16 protein-coding genes are annotated in these 20,073 nt (G+C 66.2%); 10 read left to right on the top strand and 6 right to left on the bottom strand.

All coding sequences use genetic code 11. The annotated features are described in order from the left end of the window. Positions 1 to 118 precede the first annotated feature (118 nt). Positions 119 to 640 carry a DUF2059 domain-containing protein gene (locus IFT58_RS17835; protein ID WP_188325711.1) on the bottom strand — a complete coding sequence of 174 codons (522 nt, stop codon included), beginning with the start codon at positions 638 to 640 and terminating at the stop codon, positions 119 to 121. Between the two features lie 135 nt (positions 641 to 775). Here IFT58_RS17835 and arfB point away from each other — a divergent pair, with 135 nt between their 5' ends. From arfB to IFT58_RS17820, 3 genes are all read left to right on the top strand, one after another. After that, a complete protein-coding gene (arfB, locus tag IFT58_RS17830) occupies positions 776 to 1,207 on the top strand; it encodes an alternative ribosome rescue aminoacyl-tRNA hydrolase ArfB (protein WP_188325712.1) in 432 nt (143 codons plus the stop codon). Positions 1,208 to 1,252: 45 nt separating this feature from the next. Further along, entirely contained in the window at positions 1,253 to 1,813 is a 561-nt protein-coding gene (locus tag IFT58_RS17825; protein WP_192082505.1) for a lysophospholipid acyltransferase family protein, read from the top strand. Positions 1,814 to 1,927: 114 nt separating this feature from the next. Beyond that, positions 1,928 to 4,099 (top strand): M3 family metallopeptidase, encoded by a 2,172-nt coding sequence (locus tag IFT58_RS17820; RefSeq protein WP_192096381.1) that lies wholly within the window; start codon positions 1,928 to 1,930, stop codon positions 4,097 to 4,099. 177 nt (positions 4,100 to 4,276) lie between these two features. On the opposite strand, the gene IFT58_RS17815 is transcribed toward IFT58_RS17820, so the two are convergent. After that, complete coding sequence (locus tag IFT58_RS17815; RefSeq protein WP_192096379.1) at positions 4,277 to 4,723, bottom strand: 3-dehydroquinate dehydratase; 447 nt, start codon at positions 4,721 to 4,723, stop codon at positions 4,277 to 4,279. A gap of 341 nt (positions 4,724 to 5,064) precedes the next feature. Between IFT58_RS17815 and lepB the strand changes: the two genes are divergently transcribed. Both lepB and IFT58_RS17805 read left to right on the top strand, forming a co-directional pair. Next, entirely contained in the window at positions 5,065 to 5,691 is a 627-nt protein-coding gene (gene lepB, locus IFT58_RS17810; RefSeq protein WP_192096377.1) for a signal peptidase I, read from the top strand. Positions 5,692 to 6,045: 354 nt separating this feature from the next. Continuing rightward, positions 6,046 to 7,299, top strand: coding sequence for an MFS transporter (locus tag IFT58_RS17805; protein ID WP_188325716.1), 1,254 nt, complete (start codon positions 6,046 to 6,048; stop codon positions 7,297 to 7,299). A 216-nt stretch (positions 7,300 to 7,515) separates the two neighbouring features. Here IFT58_RS17805 and IFT58_RS17800 read toward each other — a convergent pair whose 3' ends face one another. Beyond that, the gene (locus IFT58_RS17800) at positions 7,516 to 8,430 is read right to left on the bottom strand and encodes a LysR substrate-binding domain-containing protein (protein WP_192096375.1); all 915 of its coding nucleotides are present in this window, start codon (positions 8,428 to 8,430) and stop codon (positions 7,516 to 7,518) included. A gap of 258 nt (positions 8,431 to 8,688) precedes the next feature. Beyond that, positions 8,689 to 9,654, bottom strand: coding sequence for a LysR family transcriptional regulator (locus tag IFT58_RS17795; RefSeq protein ID WP_192096373.1), 966 nt, complete (start codon positions 9,652 to 9,654; stop codon positions 8,689 to 8,691). A 109-nt stretch (positions 9,655 to 9,763) separates the two neighbouring features. Here IFT58_RS17795 and aceB point away from each other — a divergent pair, with 109 nt between their 5' ends. The 4 genes from aceB (at position 9,764) to IFT58_RS17775 (ending at position 16,491) form a co-directional block, all read left to right on the top strand. Then, positions 9,764 to 11,401: a malate synthase A gene (gene aceB, locus IFT58_RS17790; RefSeq protein WP_192096371.1), complete on the top strand. Its 1,638-nt coding sequence runs from the start codon at positions 9,764 to 9,766 to the stop codon at positions 11,399 to 11,401. 57 nt (positions 11,402 to 11,458) lie between these two features. Next, positions 11,459 to 12,751, top strand: a complete 1,293-nt coding sequence (aceA, locus tag IFT58_RS17785) for an isocitrate lyase (RefSeq protein ID WP_188325720.1) — start codon at positions 11,459 to 11,461, stop codon at positions 12,749 to 12,751. Positions 12,752 to 12,938: 187 nt separating this feature from the next. Beyond that, complete coding sequence (locus IFT58_RS17780) at positions 12,939 to 13,982, top strand: GGDEF domain-containing protein (RefSeq protein ID WP_192096369.1); 1,044 nt, start codon at positions 12,939 to 12,941, stop codon at positions 13,980 to 13,982. A gap of 13 nt (positions 13,983 to 13,995) precedes the next feature. Continuing rightward, positions 13,996 to 16,491 carry a putative peptide modification system cyclase gene (locus tag IFT58_RS17775; protein ID WP_192082470.1) on the top strand — a complete coding sequence of 832 codons (2,496 nt, stop codon included), beginning with the start codon at positions 13,996 to 13,998 and terminating at the stop codon, positions 16,489 to 16,491. A gap of 7 nt (positions 16,492 to 16,498) precedes the next feature. Here IFT58_RS17775 and IFT58_RS17770 read toward each other — a convergent pair whose 3' ends face one another. Further along, positions 16,499 to 16,798 carry an NHLP-related RiPP peptide gene (locus IFT58_RS17770; protein WP_192082471.1) on the bottom strand — a complete coding sequence of 100 codons (300 nt, stop codon included), beginning with the start codon at positions 16,796 to 16,798 and terminating at the stop codon, positions 16,499 to 16,501. Positions 16,799 to 16,929: 131 nt separating this feature from the next. On the opposite strand from IFT58_RS17770, the gene IFT58_RS17765 reads away from it, so the two are divergent. Beyond that, the gene (locus tag IFT58_RS17765; RefSeq protein WP_192096367.1) at positions 16,930 to 18,087 is read left to right on the top strand and encodes a putative peptide maturation dehydrogenase; all 1,158 of its coding nucleotides are present in this window, start codon (positions 16,930 to 16,932) and stop codon (positions 18,085 to 18,087) included. A 3-nt stretch (positions 18,088 to 18,090) separates the two neighbouring features. Here IFT58_RS17765 and IFT58_RS17760 read toward each other — a convergent pair whose 3' ends face one another. Continuing rightward, a complete protein-coding gene (locus IFT58_RS17760; RefSeq protein WP_192096383.1) occupies positions 18,091 to 20,073 on the bottom strand; it encodes an acetyl/propionyl/methylcrotonyl-CoA carboxylase subunit alpha in 1,983 nt (660 codons plus the stop codon).

Genomic DNA, 20,073 nt, shown 5'->3' with positions numbered 1-20,073 from the left:
GCCGGGCTCTCGGCACCTAAAGTGCCAGATCTCGAAGAAATAAGAGCCGAATTCAGTCGGCTGCCTTTCAAGGCCCAGCCGACTGAAGTCGGCTCTACCGGTCAAACACCGTGCGGGGTTATTTCTTCGCCGGTACCGGCTCGTTGACGATCGTTTCCAGGTCTTTCTGCAGGTCGACGAACAGCGGCTGCATGCGGGTCTGGATCGCCACCATCACGTTCTGCATCAGCGCCGGGGTCTTGTCCAGCAGACTCTGTCCTGCGGAGCTTTCATAGAATTCCGCCATGGCCAGCACGTCTTCCTTGCTGAAGGTCTGCTTGTACAGGTCCACGTACATCGGCCGCAGCTGCTGCCAGGACAGGGCCTGCTTCAACGTCTGCCCGGTGCGTACCTGGATGCGCTGCAGCTGTTCCTGCTGCTGCGGGCTCAGCTGGCGCTGCTGGGTGATCTGGTCGAACTGCTGGCGCTGCATCGCTTCGATCTGCGGCAGCATGGAGTCAAGCATGGCCTGCGCGCGCGAGGCCGAAAGCAGGCGGTTGATGTCGCCATCGGACGGCGGCGCGGCCAGCGCGGGCAGGGACGCAAGCGCGAGGGCCAGCAACAGGGCGGCGCGTGGCAGGTGGCGGGAGAAGCGGATCATGCGGACGTCCTGGATGGATGATCTGGCCAGCATACCCGGCTATCTGGCGAAGGCGGCGTGTTGAGCCCCTGATCGCGGTGGAACGGCCCGCGATGCCGACAGCCAACCGTCACCGCCAGCCGCTACAATGGGCACATGGGTAATGGACCAGTCGTCATCTCCGCGCAGCTCGTGATCCCCGACGATGAACTCGTCGAGCGGTTCGTGCGTGCCAGTGGCGCAGGAGGCCAAAACGTCAACAAGGTATCGACCGCGGTGGAGCTGCGGTTCGACCTGGCCGGCTCGCCGTCGCTGCCGGAACCGTTGCGTGCGCGCTTGCTGGTGCGCCGCGACCGACGCGTGACCGGCGAAGGCGTGCTGGTCATCGATGCGCAGCGTTTCCGTACCCAGGACCGCAACCGCGAAGATGCGCGCGAGCGGCTGGCCGAGTTCATCCGCGCCGGACTCAGCGTACCCAAGCCGCGTAAAGCCACCAAACCTACCTACGGGTCGACCCTGCGTCGCCTGGACGCCAAGAAAGGCCGCGCGCAGGTCAAGCGCGGCCGCACAACCCGCAACTGGGAGTAAGCCTTGAACCACCCGTCACCGCTGCTGCCACCCGTTCCGCCGAACATGCCGCAGGTAAAGCCGAATGCCTTCATCCGCTGGATCGCCCGCAGTGCGCTGCGCCTGCGCGGCTGGAGAGTGGTCGGCACGCTGCCCGACGTGCCCAAGGTGGTGATGATCATCGCCCCGCACTCGTCCAACTGGGACGGGTATTGGGGCATGGCGGTGAAGCTCGCGTTGGGCCTGGACGTGCGCGTGCTGGGCAAAGCCTCACTGTTCTGGTGGCCGCTGGGCCCGTTGCTGCGCAAGCTGGGCGTTATCCCGCTCGATCGCAGTTCGCCGCAGGGGACGGTGGAACAGGCCGTCGCGGTGATCCGTCGCTCGGAAAAGATGTGGTACGCCATCACCCCGGAAGGCACCCGCAAGAAGGTGACGAACTGGAAGGCCGGCTTCCTGAAGATCGCGCGGATGGCGGACGTGCCGATCCTGGCGGCGTATTTCCACTACCCGGACAAGACCATCGGATTCGGGCCGTTGTTCCGCGCCACCGGTAATGACGCGGCTGACATGGCCAGCATCCGCGAGTGGTACCGGCCGTGGGTGGGCAAGACCCGCGGCACCGTCTGAGCGGCCACGCCCCGGCAGCGCACGCGCCACGTCCGGCACATGCTGGCGCGACGGCGTGGGAGTAGGCTGGAAGGCTGGCGGTCGGTCCTGATCGCCCCTCTAGGAGCCTTTTGCATGTCGCGTACCGTCATCCTGGCCGCCGCCATCAGCCTGGCGCTGGCCGCCTGTTCCGGCAAGGAGTCCACCCCCGTGTCCGAAGCCCAGAATGCCCCGGCCCAGCAGCCGGCCGATGCCTCCACCAACCCGTTGCTGAGCGCCAGCACGCTGCCCTTCCAGGCACCGCCGTTCGACAAGATCCAGGACAGCGACTACCTGCCCGCCTTCGAAGAGGGCATGCGCCAGCATCTGGCTGAAGTGCGCGCCATCGCCGACAAGAGCGAACCGGCGACCTTCGACAACACCATCGTGGCGATGGAACGCAGCGGCGAAACGCTGACCCGCGTCTCGCGCATCTTCTTCGGCCTGGTGCAGGCCGATACCAATGAAGCGCGCCAGAAGATCCAGGAAGAAGTGGCGCCCAAGCTGGCTGCCCACCAGGATGAGATCAACCTGGATCCGAAGTTGTTCGCACGGGTGAAGTCGCTGTACGACCAGCGCGCCACGCTGGGCCTGGATCCGGTGCAGACGCGTCTGGTCGAGCACTACTACGATGGCCTGGTGCGGTCCGGTGCGCAGCTCAACGACGCCGACAAGGCCAGCCTGCGCAAGCTCAACGTGGAAGAAACCACGCTGTCCACGCAGTTCCACACCCGCCTGGTGGCGGCGACCGCCGCCGCAGCCGTGGTGGTGGATGACAAGGCCAAGCTGGCAGGGCTGAGCGAAGATGCGACCGCCACCGCCGCCGCCGATGCCACTGCGCGCAAGCTGGACGGCAAGTTCCTGCTGCCGTTGCAGAACACCACCCAGCAGCCGGTGCTGGGCTCACTGAGTGATCGCGAGCAGCGCGCGGCCGTGCTGAAGGCATCGGAAACCCGTGCCCTGCGCGGTGATGCCAACGACACCCAGCAGACCGTGCAGCGTCTCGCCCAGCTGCGCGCGCAGAAGGCCAAGCTGCTCGGCTTCGCCACGTATGCCGATTACAACCTGGGCGACCAGATGGCCAAGACGCCGGCTGCTGCCTTGAAGCTGCTGACCGACACCGTGCCGGCGGCTACCGCCAAGGCGCGCGCTGAGGCCGCCGACATCCAGAAGGTGATCGACGAACAGAGCGCTGTATCGAAGACCGCCAGCTTCAAGCTGGCCGCATCGGACTGGGACTTCTACGCCGAGCAGGTGCGCAAGGCGAAGTACGACCTGGACGAATCACAGATCAAGCCGTACTTCGAACTGGACAACGTGCTGCAGAACGGCGTCTTCTATGCCGCCACCCAGCTGTATGGCATCACCTTCAAGCCGCGCACCGACATCCCGACCTACCACGCGGACATGAAAGTGTACGAAGTGTTCGACAAGGACGGCACCTCGCTGGCGCTGTTCTACACCGACTACTTCAAGCGTGACAGCAAGTCCGGTGGCGCATGGATGGATGTGTTCGTCGAACAGGATGGCCTGACCGGCACCAAGCCGGTGGTGTACAACGTGGCCAACTTCACCAAGCCAGCGGCTGGCCAGCCCGCGCTGCTGAGCTTCGACGACGTCACCACGCTGTTCCATGAGTTCGGCCACGCGCTGCACGGCATGTTCTCCAACGTGAAGTACCCGTCCATCGCTGGTACCGCCACCTCGCGCGATTTCGTCGAGTTCCCGTCGCAGTTCAACGAGCACTGGGCGCTGGAGCCGAAGGTCTTCGCCCACTATGCGAAGAACTACAAGACCGGCGAGCCGATGCCGCAGGAACTGGTCGACAAGATCCTCAAGGCACGCAGCTTCAACCAGGGCTACGCGACGACCGAGTATCTGTCGGCCGCGCTGCTTGACCTGGCCTGGCACACGCAGAAGGCCGACGCACCGCTGCAGGATGTGCCGGCCTTTGAAGCTGCCGCGTTGAAGAAGTTCAACGTCGATCTGGCGCAGGTGCCGCCGCGTTACCGCACCACCTACTTCGACCACATCTGGGGCGGTGGCTACTCGGCCGGTTACTACGCCTACTTCTGGGCCGAAGTGCTGGACCACGATGCCTTCGCCTGGTTCACCGAGCACGGTGGCCTCACCGCCGAAAACGGCCAGGTGTTCCGTGACAAGGTGCTGTCGCGCGGCAACAGCGTCGAGCTGAGCCAGCTCTACCGCGACTTCCGCGGCAAGGATCCGTCGGTGGAACCGCTGCTTGAGTTCCGCGGGCTGAAGTAAGGTGAACGAACGGCGGGGGAAACCCCGCCGTTCTGCTGTTGCGCCCCCGGTCGCGTGCCGGCTTTGGTAGCGCCGAGCCGTGCTCGGCGGCTCTTCGTTCCGGCACTACGATGCCTGACACAGGCCGCGCGCTGCGCTCGCCGAGCGTGGCTCGGCGCTACCCGGTTTCCGCTCGACTCACGTGCCGACGTGCACGCGTTCGGCCTGCTCAGCCAATCCCAAGTGGTCCAGCGCGATGTCCAGCGCCAGCACGTAACTCTGCGCACCGTAGCCTGCGGCGATCCCCAGCCGCTGCCCCATGCCCGCCGGCAACCAGGGCTCCGCTACCGCCCCATCGTCATGCACCTCCACGTAGACGTTATGCAGGTGCGGGAGCAACTGCTGCAGACGCATGCTGCCCGCGCAGGCGCCCGGATCCAGCAGCGTCACCTCGCCACGCGCGTGGTCGGCCACACGTAACGCATCCAGCAGTTCCTGCTCCGAGCCGCACGCCCGGATCGCCACGCTGGTACCGGCATCCACGGCGCGGTGTACCAGCGTTTTCAATACCAGCCTTGGCAGCGGCTCGGCGGTACGGATCAGCGCACCCGCTGCTTCTGGCCCCCGGATGATGAAGATCGACATGACGCAACTCTTGTTCGCAAGTGCGCCTGCGGCGCGGTATGCACACAATGCGCGCGCCGCCCGTAACGCCTCCATGGCACGCACCGCGCAGCAGCGTAAATTCTGCGTAGCGTTCGTAGTGTCCCGGTAGAGCCGACAGGTAGAGCCGACTTCAGTCGGCTGCTTTCAGCTTGCCTGGGGCTTGCCTTGGTAGAGCCGACTTCAGTCGGCTGCTTTCAGCGCACGGCAAGGGCAGCCGACTGAAGTCGGCTCTACCTGTCGGCTCTACCCGTCGGCGCTACCCGCCAGGGAACCCAACCGCCTTTCCGCGGTCTTACCCCCACACCCACCCGAGCCTCGCCATGGACGCCACTGCCCGCCCCCCCGTTACCCGACGCGCCCTGCACTGGCTGAAGAAGGAAGCCCTGCCACTGGTGGTGATGCTCGGTCTGCTCGCTGCCGCCCGTGACACGCTGGCCAACCACTACGTCGTGCCCAGCGGTTCCATGCAGCCTACGTTGGAGCCCGGTGACCGCGTGGTAGTGGACATGCGCGCCTATGGCCTGCGGCTGCCCTTCACCGCGCACGCGTTGGTGAATGTCGGCACCCCGCAGCGTGGCGAAGTGGCGGTGTTCGATTCGCCCGCCGATGGCACCCGGCTGATCAAGCGCGTGGTCGCCGTGGCCGGTGACCGGGTGGATGTACACGACGGCCATCTGAGCATCAACGGGGTGCCGCTGCAGCTCGGCAACACGGCGGCCGCCGAGCAGTTCGGCACCCGTACCGCGCAACTTGACCTGGACATGGGCGGCGGCCCGGATGTTGCTGACGTGGTGGTGCCGGCCGGCAAGCTGCTGGTCATGGGTGACCACCGCGGCAACAGTTTCGACGGGCGCTTCTTCGGCTTCGTCGACGCCGACAAGGTGTATGGGCGTGCGGTCGCGGTGTATTACCGGCGCGGCGAAGGGGTGGAGTGGTTGCGTCTTTGACCACCAACCCCCGGGCTAGGCCGGATTCCGATGTCGGATGCCCGATGCCGATGCCGATGCTGGCTGCCGGGGGCCGGGGGCCGGGGGCTGGGGAACGGGGAACGGGGAACGGTAGAGCCGACTTCAGTCGGCTGCTCTTTGAGCGGGGATCCGGACCATCGCGTCCAAGGCAGCCGACTGAAGTCGGCTCTACCCGCACCCACACCCACACCCCCGCACCGCCTACCCGCACCCCCGCTTATCAAGACGTAAGACGTATCAATCCGTACCGATCAGGTTATGGATCGACTCGTCATCGGGGTCTAGCCTAGTCATCTCCCCCCACCCCGGCCGCTTCTGTGGCCTCTCGATCCCATGAACGGTGACACCGCGGCAGCCATCGCGCACCGCACGTCCCACACGGACACCACTTCAGCGACGGCCACCCACATCGAGCAGGGCACCCCGGCGTTCCGGCGTACCGCGGTCGCGCTGTTCCTGGCTGGCTTCTCGACCTTCGGGTTGCTGTACACGGTGCAGCCGCTGCTGCCGGAGTTCAGCCGCCACTTCGGTGTATCCGCCGCCAACAGTGCGCTGGCGCTTTCGCTCAGTACCGGCCTGCTGGCGGTGATGATGTTGATCGCCGGCCTTGTCTCCGACCGCATCGGCCGCCGCAACGTCATGATCACGGCGCTGCTGGCCTCCACCGTGCTGTCGGCGGCCAGTGCGATGGTGGACGACTGGACCACCCTGCTGATCCTACGCGCGCTGTTGGGCGTCGCCCTGAGCGGCGTGCCTGCCGTGGCCATGACCTATCTGGTCGAAGAGATGGACAGCCGCGCGATGGGATTGGCGATGGGGCTGTACATCGGCGGCAATGCGGTTGGCGGCATGAGCGGCCGGTTGATCGCCGGCATCATCGCCGACCACTGGGGCTGGCGCTGGGGCATCGGGGTGGTGTCGATCATCGCCGTCGCCAGTACGCTGCTGCTGTGGATGCAACTGCCGCCGTCGCGGCACTTCCAGAGCCGACGCGGCGGGCTGCGCCAGTTGCCATCACGCTGGCGGCAGCTGTTCGCGGACCCTGGGCTGCCGTGGCTGTTCGCTACCGCGTTCCTGCTGATGGGCGTGTTCGTCACCACCTACAACTATCTCGGCTACCACCTGCTTGCCCCGCCGTATGCATTGAGCCAGACCGTCGTCGGCCTGATCTTCAGCGTGTATCTGGTCGGCACCTTCAGCTCGGCGTGGATGGGCCAGCAGGCGATACGCCATGGCCGCGGTCGTGTGCTTTCCATCAGCTATGCATTGATCATCGCGGGCATCGTGTTGCTGGTGATGCCGTGGCTATGGACCATGGCGCTCGGCATCGCACTGGTGACGTTCGGTTTCTTCGGTGGCCACTCGGTAGCCAGCAGTTGGGTCGGCAGCCGCGCCGGATCGATCCGCGCCGAAGCGTCTGCGTTGTATCTGTTTTCGTACTACCTCGGGTCCAGCGTGCTGGGCGCCGTGGGCGGGCTGGCGTACACAGCGTGGGACTGGGTGGGCGTATGCGCCTTCACCGGTGCGCTGACGCTGATCGGCGCCGGCATTGCCTGGCGCCTGTGGCGCTGCCCCGCGATGGCCTGAGCGGCGCTCCACGTTGCATTTGGTAGAGCCGACTTCAGTCGCCTGCCTTTGGGTGATCGCGCGATGCGGCAAGCCGACTGAAGTCGGCTCTACCGGCCGTCGTCAGCCGGACCGACCGACGCTCCACATTGCATTGGTAGAGCCGACTTCAGTCGGCTGCTTTTGGGTGGCCGCGCGATGCGGCAAGCCGACTGAAGTCGGCTCTACCGGCCCTCGTCAATCGGACTTACCAAACTCCGCCTGCAGCAGTGCGGTGAAATTGCGGATCAACGGGGTGATGCCTTCGCGCCGCCACACCAACTGTACTTCCGAATGTGCACCGCGGTCGCCGAGGGCCACGAAACACGCGCCTTCAATCTGGATGTGGTCGCACGACGAAGGCAGGATCGCCGCGCCCAGTCCGGCGGCGGCCAGGCTGATCAGTGTTGATGCTTCACCGGCCTCCTGCACGATGCGCGGGGTGAACCCGGCCGCCGCACACAAGGCAATCATCTGATCGTGGATGCCGGCACCTACACTGCGGTGGAAACCTACGAAGGGCTCGTGCGCGAACTGCTTCAGCGGCAGCACGGTCGTCGCGGGGTCACGTCCACGCAGGGCAGGGTGGTCGCGATGCAGCACCAGCGCCAGTGGGTCGGTGAACAGGCTGCGCGCCACCAGCTCCGCCGGCAGCACGCGCTTGCGGATGATGCCCACGTCCAGTCGATTCTCCAGCAACGCGTCGATCTGCTGCAGGGTATTCATTTCGCGAAGCTGCAAGCGCACCTGCGGGAAGCGCTCCCGGTAACCGAAGATCGCGCGGGGGATCTGCGGCACCAAGGGGGTGGCGCGGGTCAGGCCGATGTGCAGTTCGCCTTGTTCGCCGCGCTGTACGCGCTGCACCTCGTCGACTGCGACGTCCACCTGCTGCAGGATGGCTCGCGCCTTTACCTGCAGCAGTGCGCCGGCTTCGGTCAGTTGTACGCGCCGATGGCTGCGCACGAACAACGGCGCACCGAGCAGCTGTTCCAGCTGGCGGATCTGCTGGCTGAGCGGCGGCTGAGACATACCGAGCCGCTCGGCGGCCTGACCGAAGTGCAGCGTGTCGGCCACGGCGAGGAAATAGCGGAGATGGCGCAGTTCGATGGACATGGGGGCATTGTAGGTAACCGCGGACCCGTCAGGCGGTGCCGATGGTAGAGCCGACTTCAGTCGGCTGGCGGGGAGCAGCCGAGGGTAGAGCCGACTTCAGTCGGCTGACCGGAAAGCAGCCGACTGAAGTCGGCTCTACCAAGCGCAGGGCAGCGCAGCGCCAGCACCAAGTGCAAAGCAACGCAGCGCCATCACCAAGCGCGGAGCAGCGCAGCCCCAGCACCTCGCGCAGCGGCACCAGCGCCGCCGTCGTCGCCATCAGCGCTCGGAATGCCCACTCTGGTCGTATTCGCGCGGTGAGAACAGCTCCGGCTGGATCATCTCCACGAATGCGCGCGCCTGCGCCGACAATGCCTTGCCACGCCGCACGATGACGCCATAACTGCGCTCGGGGAACCACTCGCGCATCGAACGCGCCACCAGCTTGTGGGGGTCGGCATCATTCAGGCACAGCGACGGGACGATGGAAATGCCCATCCCCATCGCCACGTACTGCTTGATCACTTCCCAGCCGCCGACTTCCAGCGCCACGGTATAGGGCAGGCGGTGGCGCTGGAACACCTGGTCCACCAGCCGGTAGGTGATCTGGCGCTTCGGTGGCAGGACCAGCGGGTGTTGGGAGATCGCCTCCAGGCTCAGCGTGCCGCGCGCCAGCGGGTGGTCGTGCGGGGTGATCAGCATCTGCTCGAAGCGGTAGGCGGGGGCGTAGGTCAGGTCGGCCGGCACGTCGGTCATCGAGCCCACGGCCAGATCCACGGCATCGTCGCGCAGCAGGTCGGTGCCGTCGGCGCTGATGGCGTTGTGCAGGGTCAGGCGCACGTCCGGGTGCAGCTGGCGGAAGCGTTCGATGATGCGCGGCAGCAGGTACAGGATGGTGGAGCTGTTGGCCGCGATGTTCAGCTCGCCGGCGTCCATGCCGCTGACCTTGTCGCGGAACCGCGCTTCCAGTCCGTCCAAGTCTTCCACCAGCGGCTGGGCCATCTCGAACAGCAACTGGCCTTCGCGGCTGGGCACCAGGCGCCGCCCACTGCGCTCGAACAGCACCACGCCCAGCTCGCGCTCCAGCGCCTGCAACTGCTGGCTGATCGCCGGCTGGCTGACGAAAAGCGCCTCCGCGGCGCGTGACACCGACCCGAGTCGCACCGTCTGGCAGAACGCCCGCAGCGGTTTCAACCGGTCGGATTTGTAGGAAAAACGAGGGCTTGGCGGTGGTCGCGTGGACATCGTGTCATGAGTATAAGCAAAACTTATCCAACGCATTGCAATATCTGCTTTGTCAAATACATCGCCGGCACGTCACGGTAGGGGCGTCCCTCGATCCAGGAGTGTCCCGATGTCCGCCGTTGCTACTGCTCTCCCATCGCCGCCCGCCAAGCCGACGCCCGGGATCTCGCTGACCACCCAGGTGGCCGGCCAGGCCGCCCTGCTGCCCGCCCCGCTGCTGGCGCTGCTGGTGTCGCTGCACCGCGCCGTCGAGCCGGGTCGCCAGGCCCGCCTGGCCGCCCGCGTGCAGCGTCAGGCGTTCTTCGACCAAGGCGGTCTGCCGGACTTCCGCGCCGATACCGCGCCGATCCGTGCCGAGGATTGGAAGGTGGCACCGCTGCCGGCGGCGCTGCTGGACCGCCGCGTGGAGATCACCGGGCCGACCGACCCGAAGATGGTCATCAATGCGCTGAACTCCGGGGCCAAGGTGTTCATGGCCGACTTCGAGGACGCCACGGCACCGACCTGGCGCAACCTGCTGGCTGGCCAGCAGTCGCTGATCGGCGCGGTGCGCGGCGACCTGCAGTTCACCGCCCCGGCCAGCGGCAGCAAGCCGGCCAAGCACTACACACTGCGTCCCTATGAAGAACGCGCGGTGCTCATCGTGCGTCCGCGCGGCTGGCACCTGGACGAAAAGCACGTGCTGGTGGATGGCCAGCGCCTGGCCGGTGGGCTGTTCGATGCGGCAGTGTTCGCCTACCACAACGCCCGCACGCTGATGGCCAACGACCGCGGGCCGTACTTTTACCTGCCGAAGCTGCAGAGCATGGAAGAAGCTGCGCTGTGGGAAACCGCGCTCTCGCACATCGAAGGCATGCTGGGCCTGCCGCAGGGGCAGATCAAGGTCACCGTGCTGATCGAAACGCTGCCGGCGGTGTTCGAAATGGACGAGATCCTGCACGCGCTGCGCGAGCGCATCGTCGGCCTGAACTGCGGCCGCTGGGATTACATTTTCTCGTACCTGAAGACGTTCCGCCGGCATGCCGACAAGCTGCTGCCGGATCGCGGCCAGGTGACCATGACCCAGCCGTTCCTGAAGGCCTATTCGGAGTTGCTGATCCAGACCTGCCACCGGCGCGGTGCACACGCGATGGGCGGCATGGCTGCGCAGATCCCGATCGGCAACGATGCGGCCGCCAACGAACAGGCGATGGCCCGCGTGCGGGCAGACAAGCTGCGCGAGGTCACGGCGGGCCATGACGGCACCTGGGTGGCGCACCCGGCGTTGATCCCGGTGGCGATGGCGATCTTCGATGACCACATGCCCGGCGCGAACCAGCAGCAGGTGCTGCGCCAGGACGTGCGCGTGGACCGCGACCAGTTGATCGCGCGTCCGCCGGGCACCATCACGCGTGCCGGCTTCGACGGCAACGTGGAAGTGTGCGTGCGCTACCTGGCGGCCTGGCTGGATGGGAACGGCTGCGTCCCGATCCACAACCTGATGGAAGACGCCGCCACCGCCGAGATCAGCCGCAGCCAGCTGTGGCAGTGGCTGCACACGCCCGGGCAGCAGCTGGACGACGGCACGGCCATCGACCCGCCGCTGCTGGACAGCGCGTTGGCGCAGCTGCCCGCCCGCCTGGGTGACCGCGCGGCACTGCCCGGTGGCGGCCGCGTGGACGAAGCCATCGCGCTGCTGTCCGAGCTGAGCCGCGCCGATGAACTCAACGATTTCCTGACCCTGCCGGCCTACGCACGCATCGACTGACGCCTGCGCCTGCCCGCTTTTTCTTCCTGCTGTAGCACCGACGAACTGGAGATAGACATGAGCACGCTGCCCACTGCCGAACAGATCCAGCACGACTGGGACACCCACCCCCGCTGGCAGGGGATTGAACGCAACTACACCGCCGCCGACGTGGTGCGCCTGCGCGGCACCGTCCACGTGGAGCATTCGCTGGCGCGGTTGGGGGCGGAGAAGCTGTGGACGTACCTGCAGGAAAAAGAGTTCGTCAACGCGCTGGGTGCGCTGACGGGCAACCAGGCGATGCAGCAGGTGAAGGCCGGTTTGAACGCCATCTACCTGTCCGGCTGGCAGGTCGCCGCCGACGCCAACCTCGCTGGCCAGATGTACCCGGACCAGTCGCTGTACCCGGCCGATTCGGTGCCGGCGGTGGTCAAGCGCATCAACAACACGCTGCTGCGCGCCGACCAGCTGCACCACGCAGAAGGCAAGGATGACATCGACTTCCTGCAGCCCATCGTAGCGGACGCCGAGGCCGGCTTCGGCGGCGTACTCAACGCCTTCGAGCTGATGAAGGCAATGATCGAAGCCGGTGCTGCCGGGGTGCACTTCGAAGACCAGCTGGCCTCGGTGAAGAAGTGCGGCCACATGGGCGGCAAGGTGCTGGTGCCGACCCGGGAAGCCATTGAAAAATTGAACGCGGCCCGGCTGGCGGCCGATGTGCTGGGCGTGCCGACCCTGCTGGTGGCCCGCACCGATGCCGAGGCAGCCGACCTGCTGACCAGCGACATCGACCCCAATGACCAGCCCTTCGCCACCGGCGAGCGCACCACCGAAGGCTTCTACAAGACCCGCAACGGCCTGGATCAGGCCATCAGCCGCGGCTTGGCCTACGCGCCCTATGCCGACCTGGTGTGGTGCGAGACCGGCAAGCCGGACCTGGAGTTCGCCCGCCAGTTCGCCGAAGCCATCCATGCCAGGTTCCCGGGCAAGTTGCTGGCCTACAACTGCTCGCCCAGTTTCAACTGGAAGAAGAACCTGGACGACGCCACCATCGCGAAGTTCCAGACCGAGATCGCCAAGTACGGGTACAAGTTCCAGTTCATCACCCTGGCCGGCTTCCACGCGCTCAACTACTCGATGTTCAACCTGGCCCACGGCTACGCCCGCCGCCAGATGAGCGCCTTCGTGGAGCTGCAGGAGGCCGAGTTCGCCGCCGCCGACCGTGGCTTCACGGCGGTCAAGCATCAGCGCGAGGTGGGCACGGGTTATTTCGATGCGGTCACCCAGGCGATCCAGCAGGGCCAGTCCTCGACCACCGCGCTGACCGGCTCCACCGAAGAAGAACAGTTCAGCGCCGGCCGCGCCGCCTGACGATCAGGATAGCGACGGCTGCTGGCCGTCAGCCCTGCCCGGCACGCCCCGGGCAGGGTCCCTGACGCCTTCTTTCAACTAGCTGAAATCATTGGGCCCGGCCCTCTAAACTGAGACGCAGCGCACGGTTGAAAGCGGTGCTATGCTCCGCTCCTCAGAATGGGCAGTCTGATCACTGGGGCAGGGAATGAGCGGCAGGGGTGCGGTCGCAGACGCGTGTGCACGGACAGGCATTGCCACCACGGCGATGGCTGAGATCGTGCACGCCGTCCTGAGTCCCGAAGAGTTCGCCCTGTTTGCCAGCTTCGCCAACCAGCGCAGCCTGCGTGATGGCGATTGCCTGTTCCGCCGTGGCCACCGCGGCAGCAGCATGTTCGTCATCGCAGAAGGCGCCATCGAGCTCGACTTCGGCGAAGACCTGGTCATGAAGCGCCTGGGCCCGAACGAGTTCTTCGGGGAGCTGGGCCTGCTGATCGGTGACCACCTGCGCAGTGCCGATGCACGCGCGACCTGCGATACCGAAGTTCTTGAACTGGGTCATGTGGACTTTCATCGGCTGGTGGAAAGCGAGCCGGGCCTGGTCGCTTATTTCCTGCGCCGTACCATCATGCGCGTGGTGGGCAACGAGCAGGCGCTGATCAGCCAGCTGCGCCGCCGCAACCACGACCTCGAAACAGCGCTGGACAACCTCTACGTCACCACCCACCAGCTCAGCCACACCCGCGAGCTGGTGCGTACCGACGAGTTGACCGGCCTGCACAACCGGCGTGGACTGGCGCTGTACCTGCAGGAATGCCGCGGACACGAAGAGGGGCCCGCACAGGGCCTGCTGCTGATCGACTGCGACCGCTTCAAGCAGATCAACGACCAGTTCGGCCACCAGGCGGGCGACCGCGTGCTGCAGAGCGTGGCCAACATCCTGCGCTCGATGGCCGGTGCCGACGATCTGGCCTGCCGCTTGGGCGGTGATGAGTTCTGCCTGCTGCTGCGCCGGGCCAATGCGCAGATCGTGCAGCACGCCGCCGAGTTCGTGCTCAGCGCGGTGCACGGTCTGCTGGAGCGCAGCCACGGTACGCCGCATGTGTGCCATCTCAGCATCGGCGCCAGCCTGGTCGATGCCACCGCCGACTGGAGTGAGTGGTATGCCAACGCCGATCGCGCGTTGTACCAGGCCAAGCGCGATGGTGGTGATCGGCTGCGATGGGTGCATGATGTGACGGACAGCGACTAGGGCGGAAATGACCATGCGCGGCGACAAGGAACCGTCCCCCCACGTCCCGCAACTGCGGGCGTTGTTGTTCACCGATCTGGTGGACTCCACATCGCTGGTGGAGCGCATTGGCGACACTGCCGCTGCAGAGTTGTTCCAGCAGCACGATCGCCTGGTGCTGGCCATGCAGCAGCGCTGGCACGGCCAGCAGATCGATCGCTCCGATGGCCTGTTCCTGCTGTTCGAACGCCCGGTGGATGCGCTGGGATTCGCGCTGGACTACCAGCAGGGGCTGCGCCAGCTCGGCCAGGCCAACAACGTCCCACTGTTCGCGCGGGCTGGCCTGCACGTGGGCGAGGTGATCCTGTGGGACAACAGCGCCGAGGCCATCGCCCTGGGTTCCAAGCCGGTGGAAGTGGAAGGCCTGGCCAAGCCGATGGCCGCACGCCTGATGCAGCTCGCGCGGCCGGGGCAGGTCCTGCTGTCGGCCACCGCCGAGTCGATGGTGCGGCGCGCGACCGATCGACTGGGTGACGTCGGCAAGGGGCTGAAGTGGAAGTCATACGGCCGGTGGCGTTTCAAGGGCGTGGCGCAGCCCATGGACGTCCATGGCGTGGCGACGCCCGAGTTGCCGCCGGTGGGCCGACCTCGGGCGACGCCGAAGGCCATGCGCGATATCCCGTTCTGGCGCCGGCCGATGGCGATGGCGGCGGAGGCCACGTTCGCGATAGTGCTGGTGGTGGGGGGCTGGTTTGCCACGCGTCCTACGCCTGCCCTGGCGTTCGTGGAACGCGATTGGGTCGTGCTGGCCGACGTGAGCAACCTGACAGGCGAGTCGATCTTCGATGCCTCGATGCGGCAGGCCATGTTGCTTGGCCTGGAGCAGTCGCCCTACGTGAACGTGTTGTCCGAGGGCAAGGTGCGCGAGAGCCTCGAGCTGGCGCGGCAGCCGACCGACGCCGTGCTGGATAGAAGGCGGGCGGTGGACGTTGCCAGTCGCGAGGGTGCACGCGCGGTCCTGCTGCCCAAGGTCATGCCGCACGCAGGCCGCTACGACGTGAGTGTGGATCTCGTCGATCCGACCGACAATAAAGTCGTCACGACCTACCATGCGCAAGCGTCCAGCCCGGACCAGGCCGTGGCAGCGGTCGGTGACGTCGTGGAGCAGCTCAGGCGTGGCCTGGGCGAACCGCTGGCAGCGCTCGAGAAATCAGTGCCCCTGCCGCAGGCGACGACCTCGAACCTGCGCGCACTGCGCGCCTATGCGCTGGGTGAAGTGGCGATGGGTCGGCGTCGTTTCGACGAAGCGAGAAACCTGTACCAGGCTGCGCTGGATCTGGATCCGGAGTTCGCGCTCGCTTACATGGGCATCGCGAAGTACCACGCGCGCACATCGAACACGCTCGAAGCACGCGAGCAGCTGCAGAAGGCGTTGGCGCTGCAAGGCCGACTGCCCTTCCGTGAGCAGCTTTACATGAAAGGCTGGCAGGCGGAGCTGCAACCGGGTGGGTGGCCGCTGGAACAGTGGCGGTTGCTGGCCAAGCTCTACCCCGATTCCTTTGCTGGCCTGTCCAACACGTCCTGGCACCTGTTGATGGACAACCGCTTCCGCGAAGCGGAGCCCTTCGCACGTGCCGCCGCCGTTCCGCAGGACCATCTACGGACCTATCCGATGCTGAACATCGCCCGGATCCAGATCGCAGAGAACCAGCCCGAGCGGGCCCTGCATACGCTCAAGCAGATCGCGGAACTGCGTGGCAGTCGTGGACCGGACGACACCCAGGTAGACGCGCTGGTGGCGCTGCGGCGCTATGACGAAGCGCTGGCCCTGCTGCGCAGCATGGGCAACGGCAATGATGCCCTGCAGTCCCTGATGTTCATGCGCGCGCGCATGCTGGTCGCCGCGGATCAGGGCGATTGTGATGCGATGCGCGTGGCCCTGGAGTCAGACAGTGCCAAGCCGGAACTGATCGACTACCGGATCCAGCAGCATCTGATGCACGCCACTGTCGCCACGCTGTGCAGCGCTGCCGATGAAGCGCCCTTGAGGGCATTGGCCGCCCAGCTGCAGCCCCTGCTCGCTGAGCGTGACAACCCCAACCTGACCGATCGCACGCTGCAGTTGCTTGCCTTGGCCTATCTGGGCCAACGTCAAGGATATGGGCGGTTGTCCGATGAGATCCTGCAGAAGAACCAGGCGCTGATTGATCTGCAGAAGAGTCCGGTCGTGGCGAAATGGCGCACGATCGTGCGGGCCATGGGCATGCTCGGCACAGGTGAGCCGGACGCGGCGATCAGCCTGCTTACGCCGCTTCTGGATGGCAGCGAGCCGGTACAGGCGCACGTGGTACTTCTGCAGGCCCACCGCGCACGGCGTGATGAGCGTGGCATCGTGCAACAGCAGCAATGGCTTGCACAGCACCGGGGGCAGGCCATTGCGGAAGTGGCAGCGCTGCAGGTCTGGCAGGCCCTCAATGCACACGACGTGGCGACATGGGCAGCGCCGGCCCATCCGGCCGGGCGCCGCTGATCCCTTCTCAGCCGATCGTCTCTCCCACCTTTCCTGCTTCGAACGCGAAGATGACCGTCATCGCAGCGGTGGACGTGCTCAGGTAGCTTTCCAGCTCGCTGCGAACCGCCTGCAGCTCTTCCGGGGAGGCCAGCACATCGACATCAAGGCAATCCTTGCAACCAGAGGCGTCGATGCCGATGGACGCCAACGCAGCGCCGGGATCGCTGGTGAACAACGCGCGGAATGCGGAATCACCGATCAGGCGATCAAGCAGCAGGGAGGCGTGCGCGGGCGTGAGCTGGTTGGCTTGGGCGTGTTGCGTCATGGTGTGATCCTTCAGGGGAAACTCTTCTATCGGCGGCAGCTTCGGGTAATTGAGCGACGTTCAATGCCGCGCTAAAGCATGGACGCGTCCAGCCGCTCTAGAGTGTCATCGCCTTGTAGACAGGAACTTGCATGCGTGTCCGCCGTTGTACCCATGTGGTGCTTGAGCCGCGTGAATCGGTGTCTTTCGACATCGCGGCGCTGCTCCGCGGGCGTGCTGCGGCAGACAGTCGATTTGAATGGGTAGCGTTCGCCTCCCATCTGGATGGGCCCGTTGCGGTAGATGAAGCGGCACGGGACCTGCTGGGATCGATCAGTGCACGACGTTGGTCGGAACGACCGCAGCCTGACCCCCATGCAGCGACAGTGTCAGCACTGGTCGAATGTGGGTTGTTGCTGGCTGATACCACCGGACATGACGGCATGCGGGACCGCGACGAAACCATGCGCGATGCAAACTGGTGGTCGCTCACCGCGATCGCGCACCGCCATTCGCGCTGGGCAGGCGTGGACAGCGTGTCGGACATGCGTGCCCAAGGCTTGGATACTGCCACGGGGCTGCGTGCTACGTTGGGGCCACCCCCACCGAGTGTGTTGCCACTTGCAGGCCTGTATCAGCCGCTGCCGCAGCAGGGCGCGGATGCGTTTGATCAGCTGCTGGCGAAACGTGCCACCTGCCGCAACTTTGATCAGGACAAGCCGCTGGAACTACCGCTTCTGGCGCAGGTGCTTCAGCGCACCGTCATGGCGCACGCGGAGGTCCGGATTGATCCGGAGACTGTCTTCCTGAAGAAGAACGTTCCATCCGGTGGTGGATTGCACCCTACCGAAACATGGCTGCTGGCGTTGCGCGTCGAAGGGTTGGCACCTGGGTTCTATCACTACCACCCTGTGCAGCATGCGTTGCTGCCACGTCCATCGCCTGCGCCTGAAACGTTGGCTGAGCTGGCTCGCCGCATGCTGTCCGGTCAGGAATGGTTCGCCGACGCGCCAGCATTGCTGATCCTCGCGCCCCGCTTTGAGCGCAGCTTCTGGAAGTACCGCAATCACGCCAAGGCGTATCGTGCCGTTCTGCTGGACGTCGGCCACATCTCCCAGGCGATCTATACAAGCGCTACCGCCGCCGGTTTGGCGTCGTTTGTCACCGCTGCGATAAACGAAGAAGAGGTGGACCGCGCGCTGGGGGTGGATGGCGCAGGTCAGGGGGCGGTGGCCATTTGTGGCGTCGGCTGGCGTGCCGCAGAGCAGGTCACGGCGGAGTTCGATCCGCCGCGACACCGCCCCGGTTGAGCATCACGCCGCCTCGAAATCCACCAGCACCGCGCCGTCTCCCACCTGCTCGCCCGCCTTCGCGCGGTACCCGTGCACCGTGCCATCGGCCGGTGCCGCCAGGGTGTGCTCCATCTTCATCGCCTCCAGCACCACCAGCGGCGTGCCGCGGGTGACCTTGCCGCCCGGCTCCACCAGGGTGGCGACGATCTTGCCGGGCATCGGCGCCAGCAGGCTGCCGGCATCGGCGCTGGCCTGTTCGGATTCCCCCACCGGGTCGTGCACGGTGAAGCGCTGCTGGCCCCGCGCGGTGAACAGATACACCTGCACGCCATCGCGCTGCACGCCCACACGCAGGCGCTGTTCCTGCACGACCACATCCAGGCGGCCGTCATTGAACGAACCCTGGACCGTCACGGCGGGCTCTGCGTCACGCCGAACCTGCCAGCCGCCCGGCTGCACGGTCACGCGCACGACATGCTCGCGCTCGCCCTGCTGCAGCGGCAAGGTGCGGGCGGCGGTCTCACCGATCCGCCAGCCATCCTGCGCCTGCCACGGTGACTGCGCATCACGCGCATCCACACGTGCAGTGGGTGTGGTGACAGCGGCAGCAATGGCAGCCAGCGCCCAGAGCGATTCGTCGCCTGCCGCGGGCGCGGCCAAGGCCTCCTGCTCGCGTTCGATCAGCGCGGTGTCCAGCTTCGCCTGCGAGAAGGATGCGGTTCCCACCAGCCGTCGCAGGAAGCCGGCGTTGGTGGTCACGCCCACCACCTGGCAGTCGGCCAATGCCTGCTGCATGCGGCGCAGTGCCGCGTCACGGTTTATGTCCCAGACGATCAGCTTGGCGATCATCGGGTCGTAAAACGGGGTAATGGTGTCGCCTTCCTCGACGCCCGTATCCACCCGCACGTTTGCCGTCGGGGCGGGCAGGCGCAGGTGGCGCAGCGTGCCGATCGAGGGCAGGAAGCCCTTGTCGGCGTCTTCGGCGTACAGCCGCGCCTCCAGTGCATGGCCGTGGATGGCCAGCTCGTCCTGGCGCTTGGGCAGGGGCTGGCCAGCGGCCACCTGCAGTTGCCATGCCACCAGGTCGGTGCCGGTGATGAACTCGGTGACCGGATGCTCCACCTGCAGGCGGGTGTTCATCTCCATGAAATAAAAATCGCCGTCCGGCGAGGCGATGAACTCCACCGTGCCCGCACCAACGTAGCCGACCGCGCGCGCTGCATCGACGGCTGCCTTGCCCATCGCGGCGCGACGTTCCGCCGTCATACCGGGTGCAGGCGCTTCCTCCAGCACTTTCTGGTGGCGGCGCTGCACCGAGCAGTCGCGCTCGAACAGATGGACGACGTTGCCGTGGCGGTCACCGAACACCTGTATTTCGATGTGGCGCGGGCGCAGTACGTACTTTTCAACCAGCACGTGCTCGTTGCCGAAGGCCGAGCGCGCTTCGCGCTGGCAACTGGCCAGGGCGTCGATGAAGGCTGCGCTGTCGTCCACGCGGCGCATGCCCTTTCCGCCGCCGCCGGCGCTGGCCTTGATCAGCACGGGATAGCCGATGGCATCCGCCTGCCCGCGCAGGAACTGCGGGTCCTGGTTGTCGCCGTGGTAGCCGGGGGTAAGCGGTACACCGGCCTGCTGCATCAGCGCCTTGGCCGCGCTCTTGTCGCCCATTGCACGGATCGCGCTGGCCGGTGGACCGATGAACACGATGCCGGCCGCTGCGCAGGCATCGGCAAAGGCGGCGTTCTCGGACAGGAAGCCGTAGCCGGGGTGGATTGCCTGTGCGCCCGTGCGCCGCGCTGCGTCGAGGATCACCTCGGCGCGCAGGTAGCTCTCCGCGGCGGGCGCCGGGCCGATCGCAACCGCCTCGTCCGCCAGGCGCACGTGACGTGCGTTGCGGTCCGCGTCGGAGTACACCGCCACGGTGGCGATGCCCAGCGCGCGGCAGGTGGCGATGACGCGGCAGGCGATCTCGCCGCGGTTGGCGATGAGGATCTTGTTGAACAT

Source organism: Stenotrophomonas sp. CFBP 13718, from assembly GCF_014842145.1.
GTDB lineage: Bacteria > Pseudomonadota > Gammaproteobacteria > Xanthomonadales > Xanthomonadaceae > Stenotrophomonas.
Note: the sequence above shows the minus strand (reverse complement) of the source record. Positions and strands in the feature narration are given on the sequence as shown.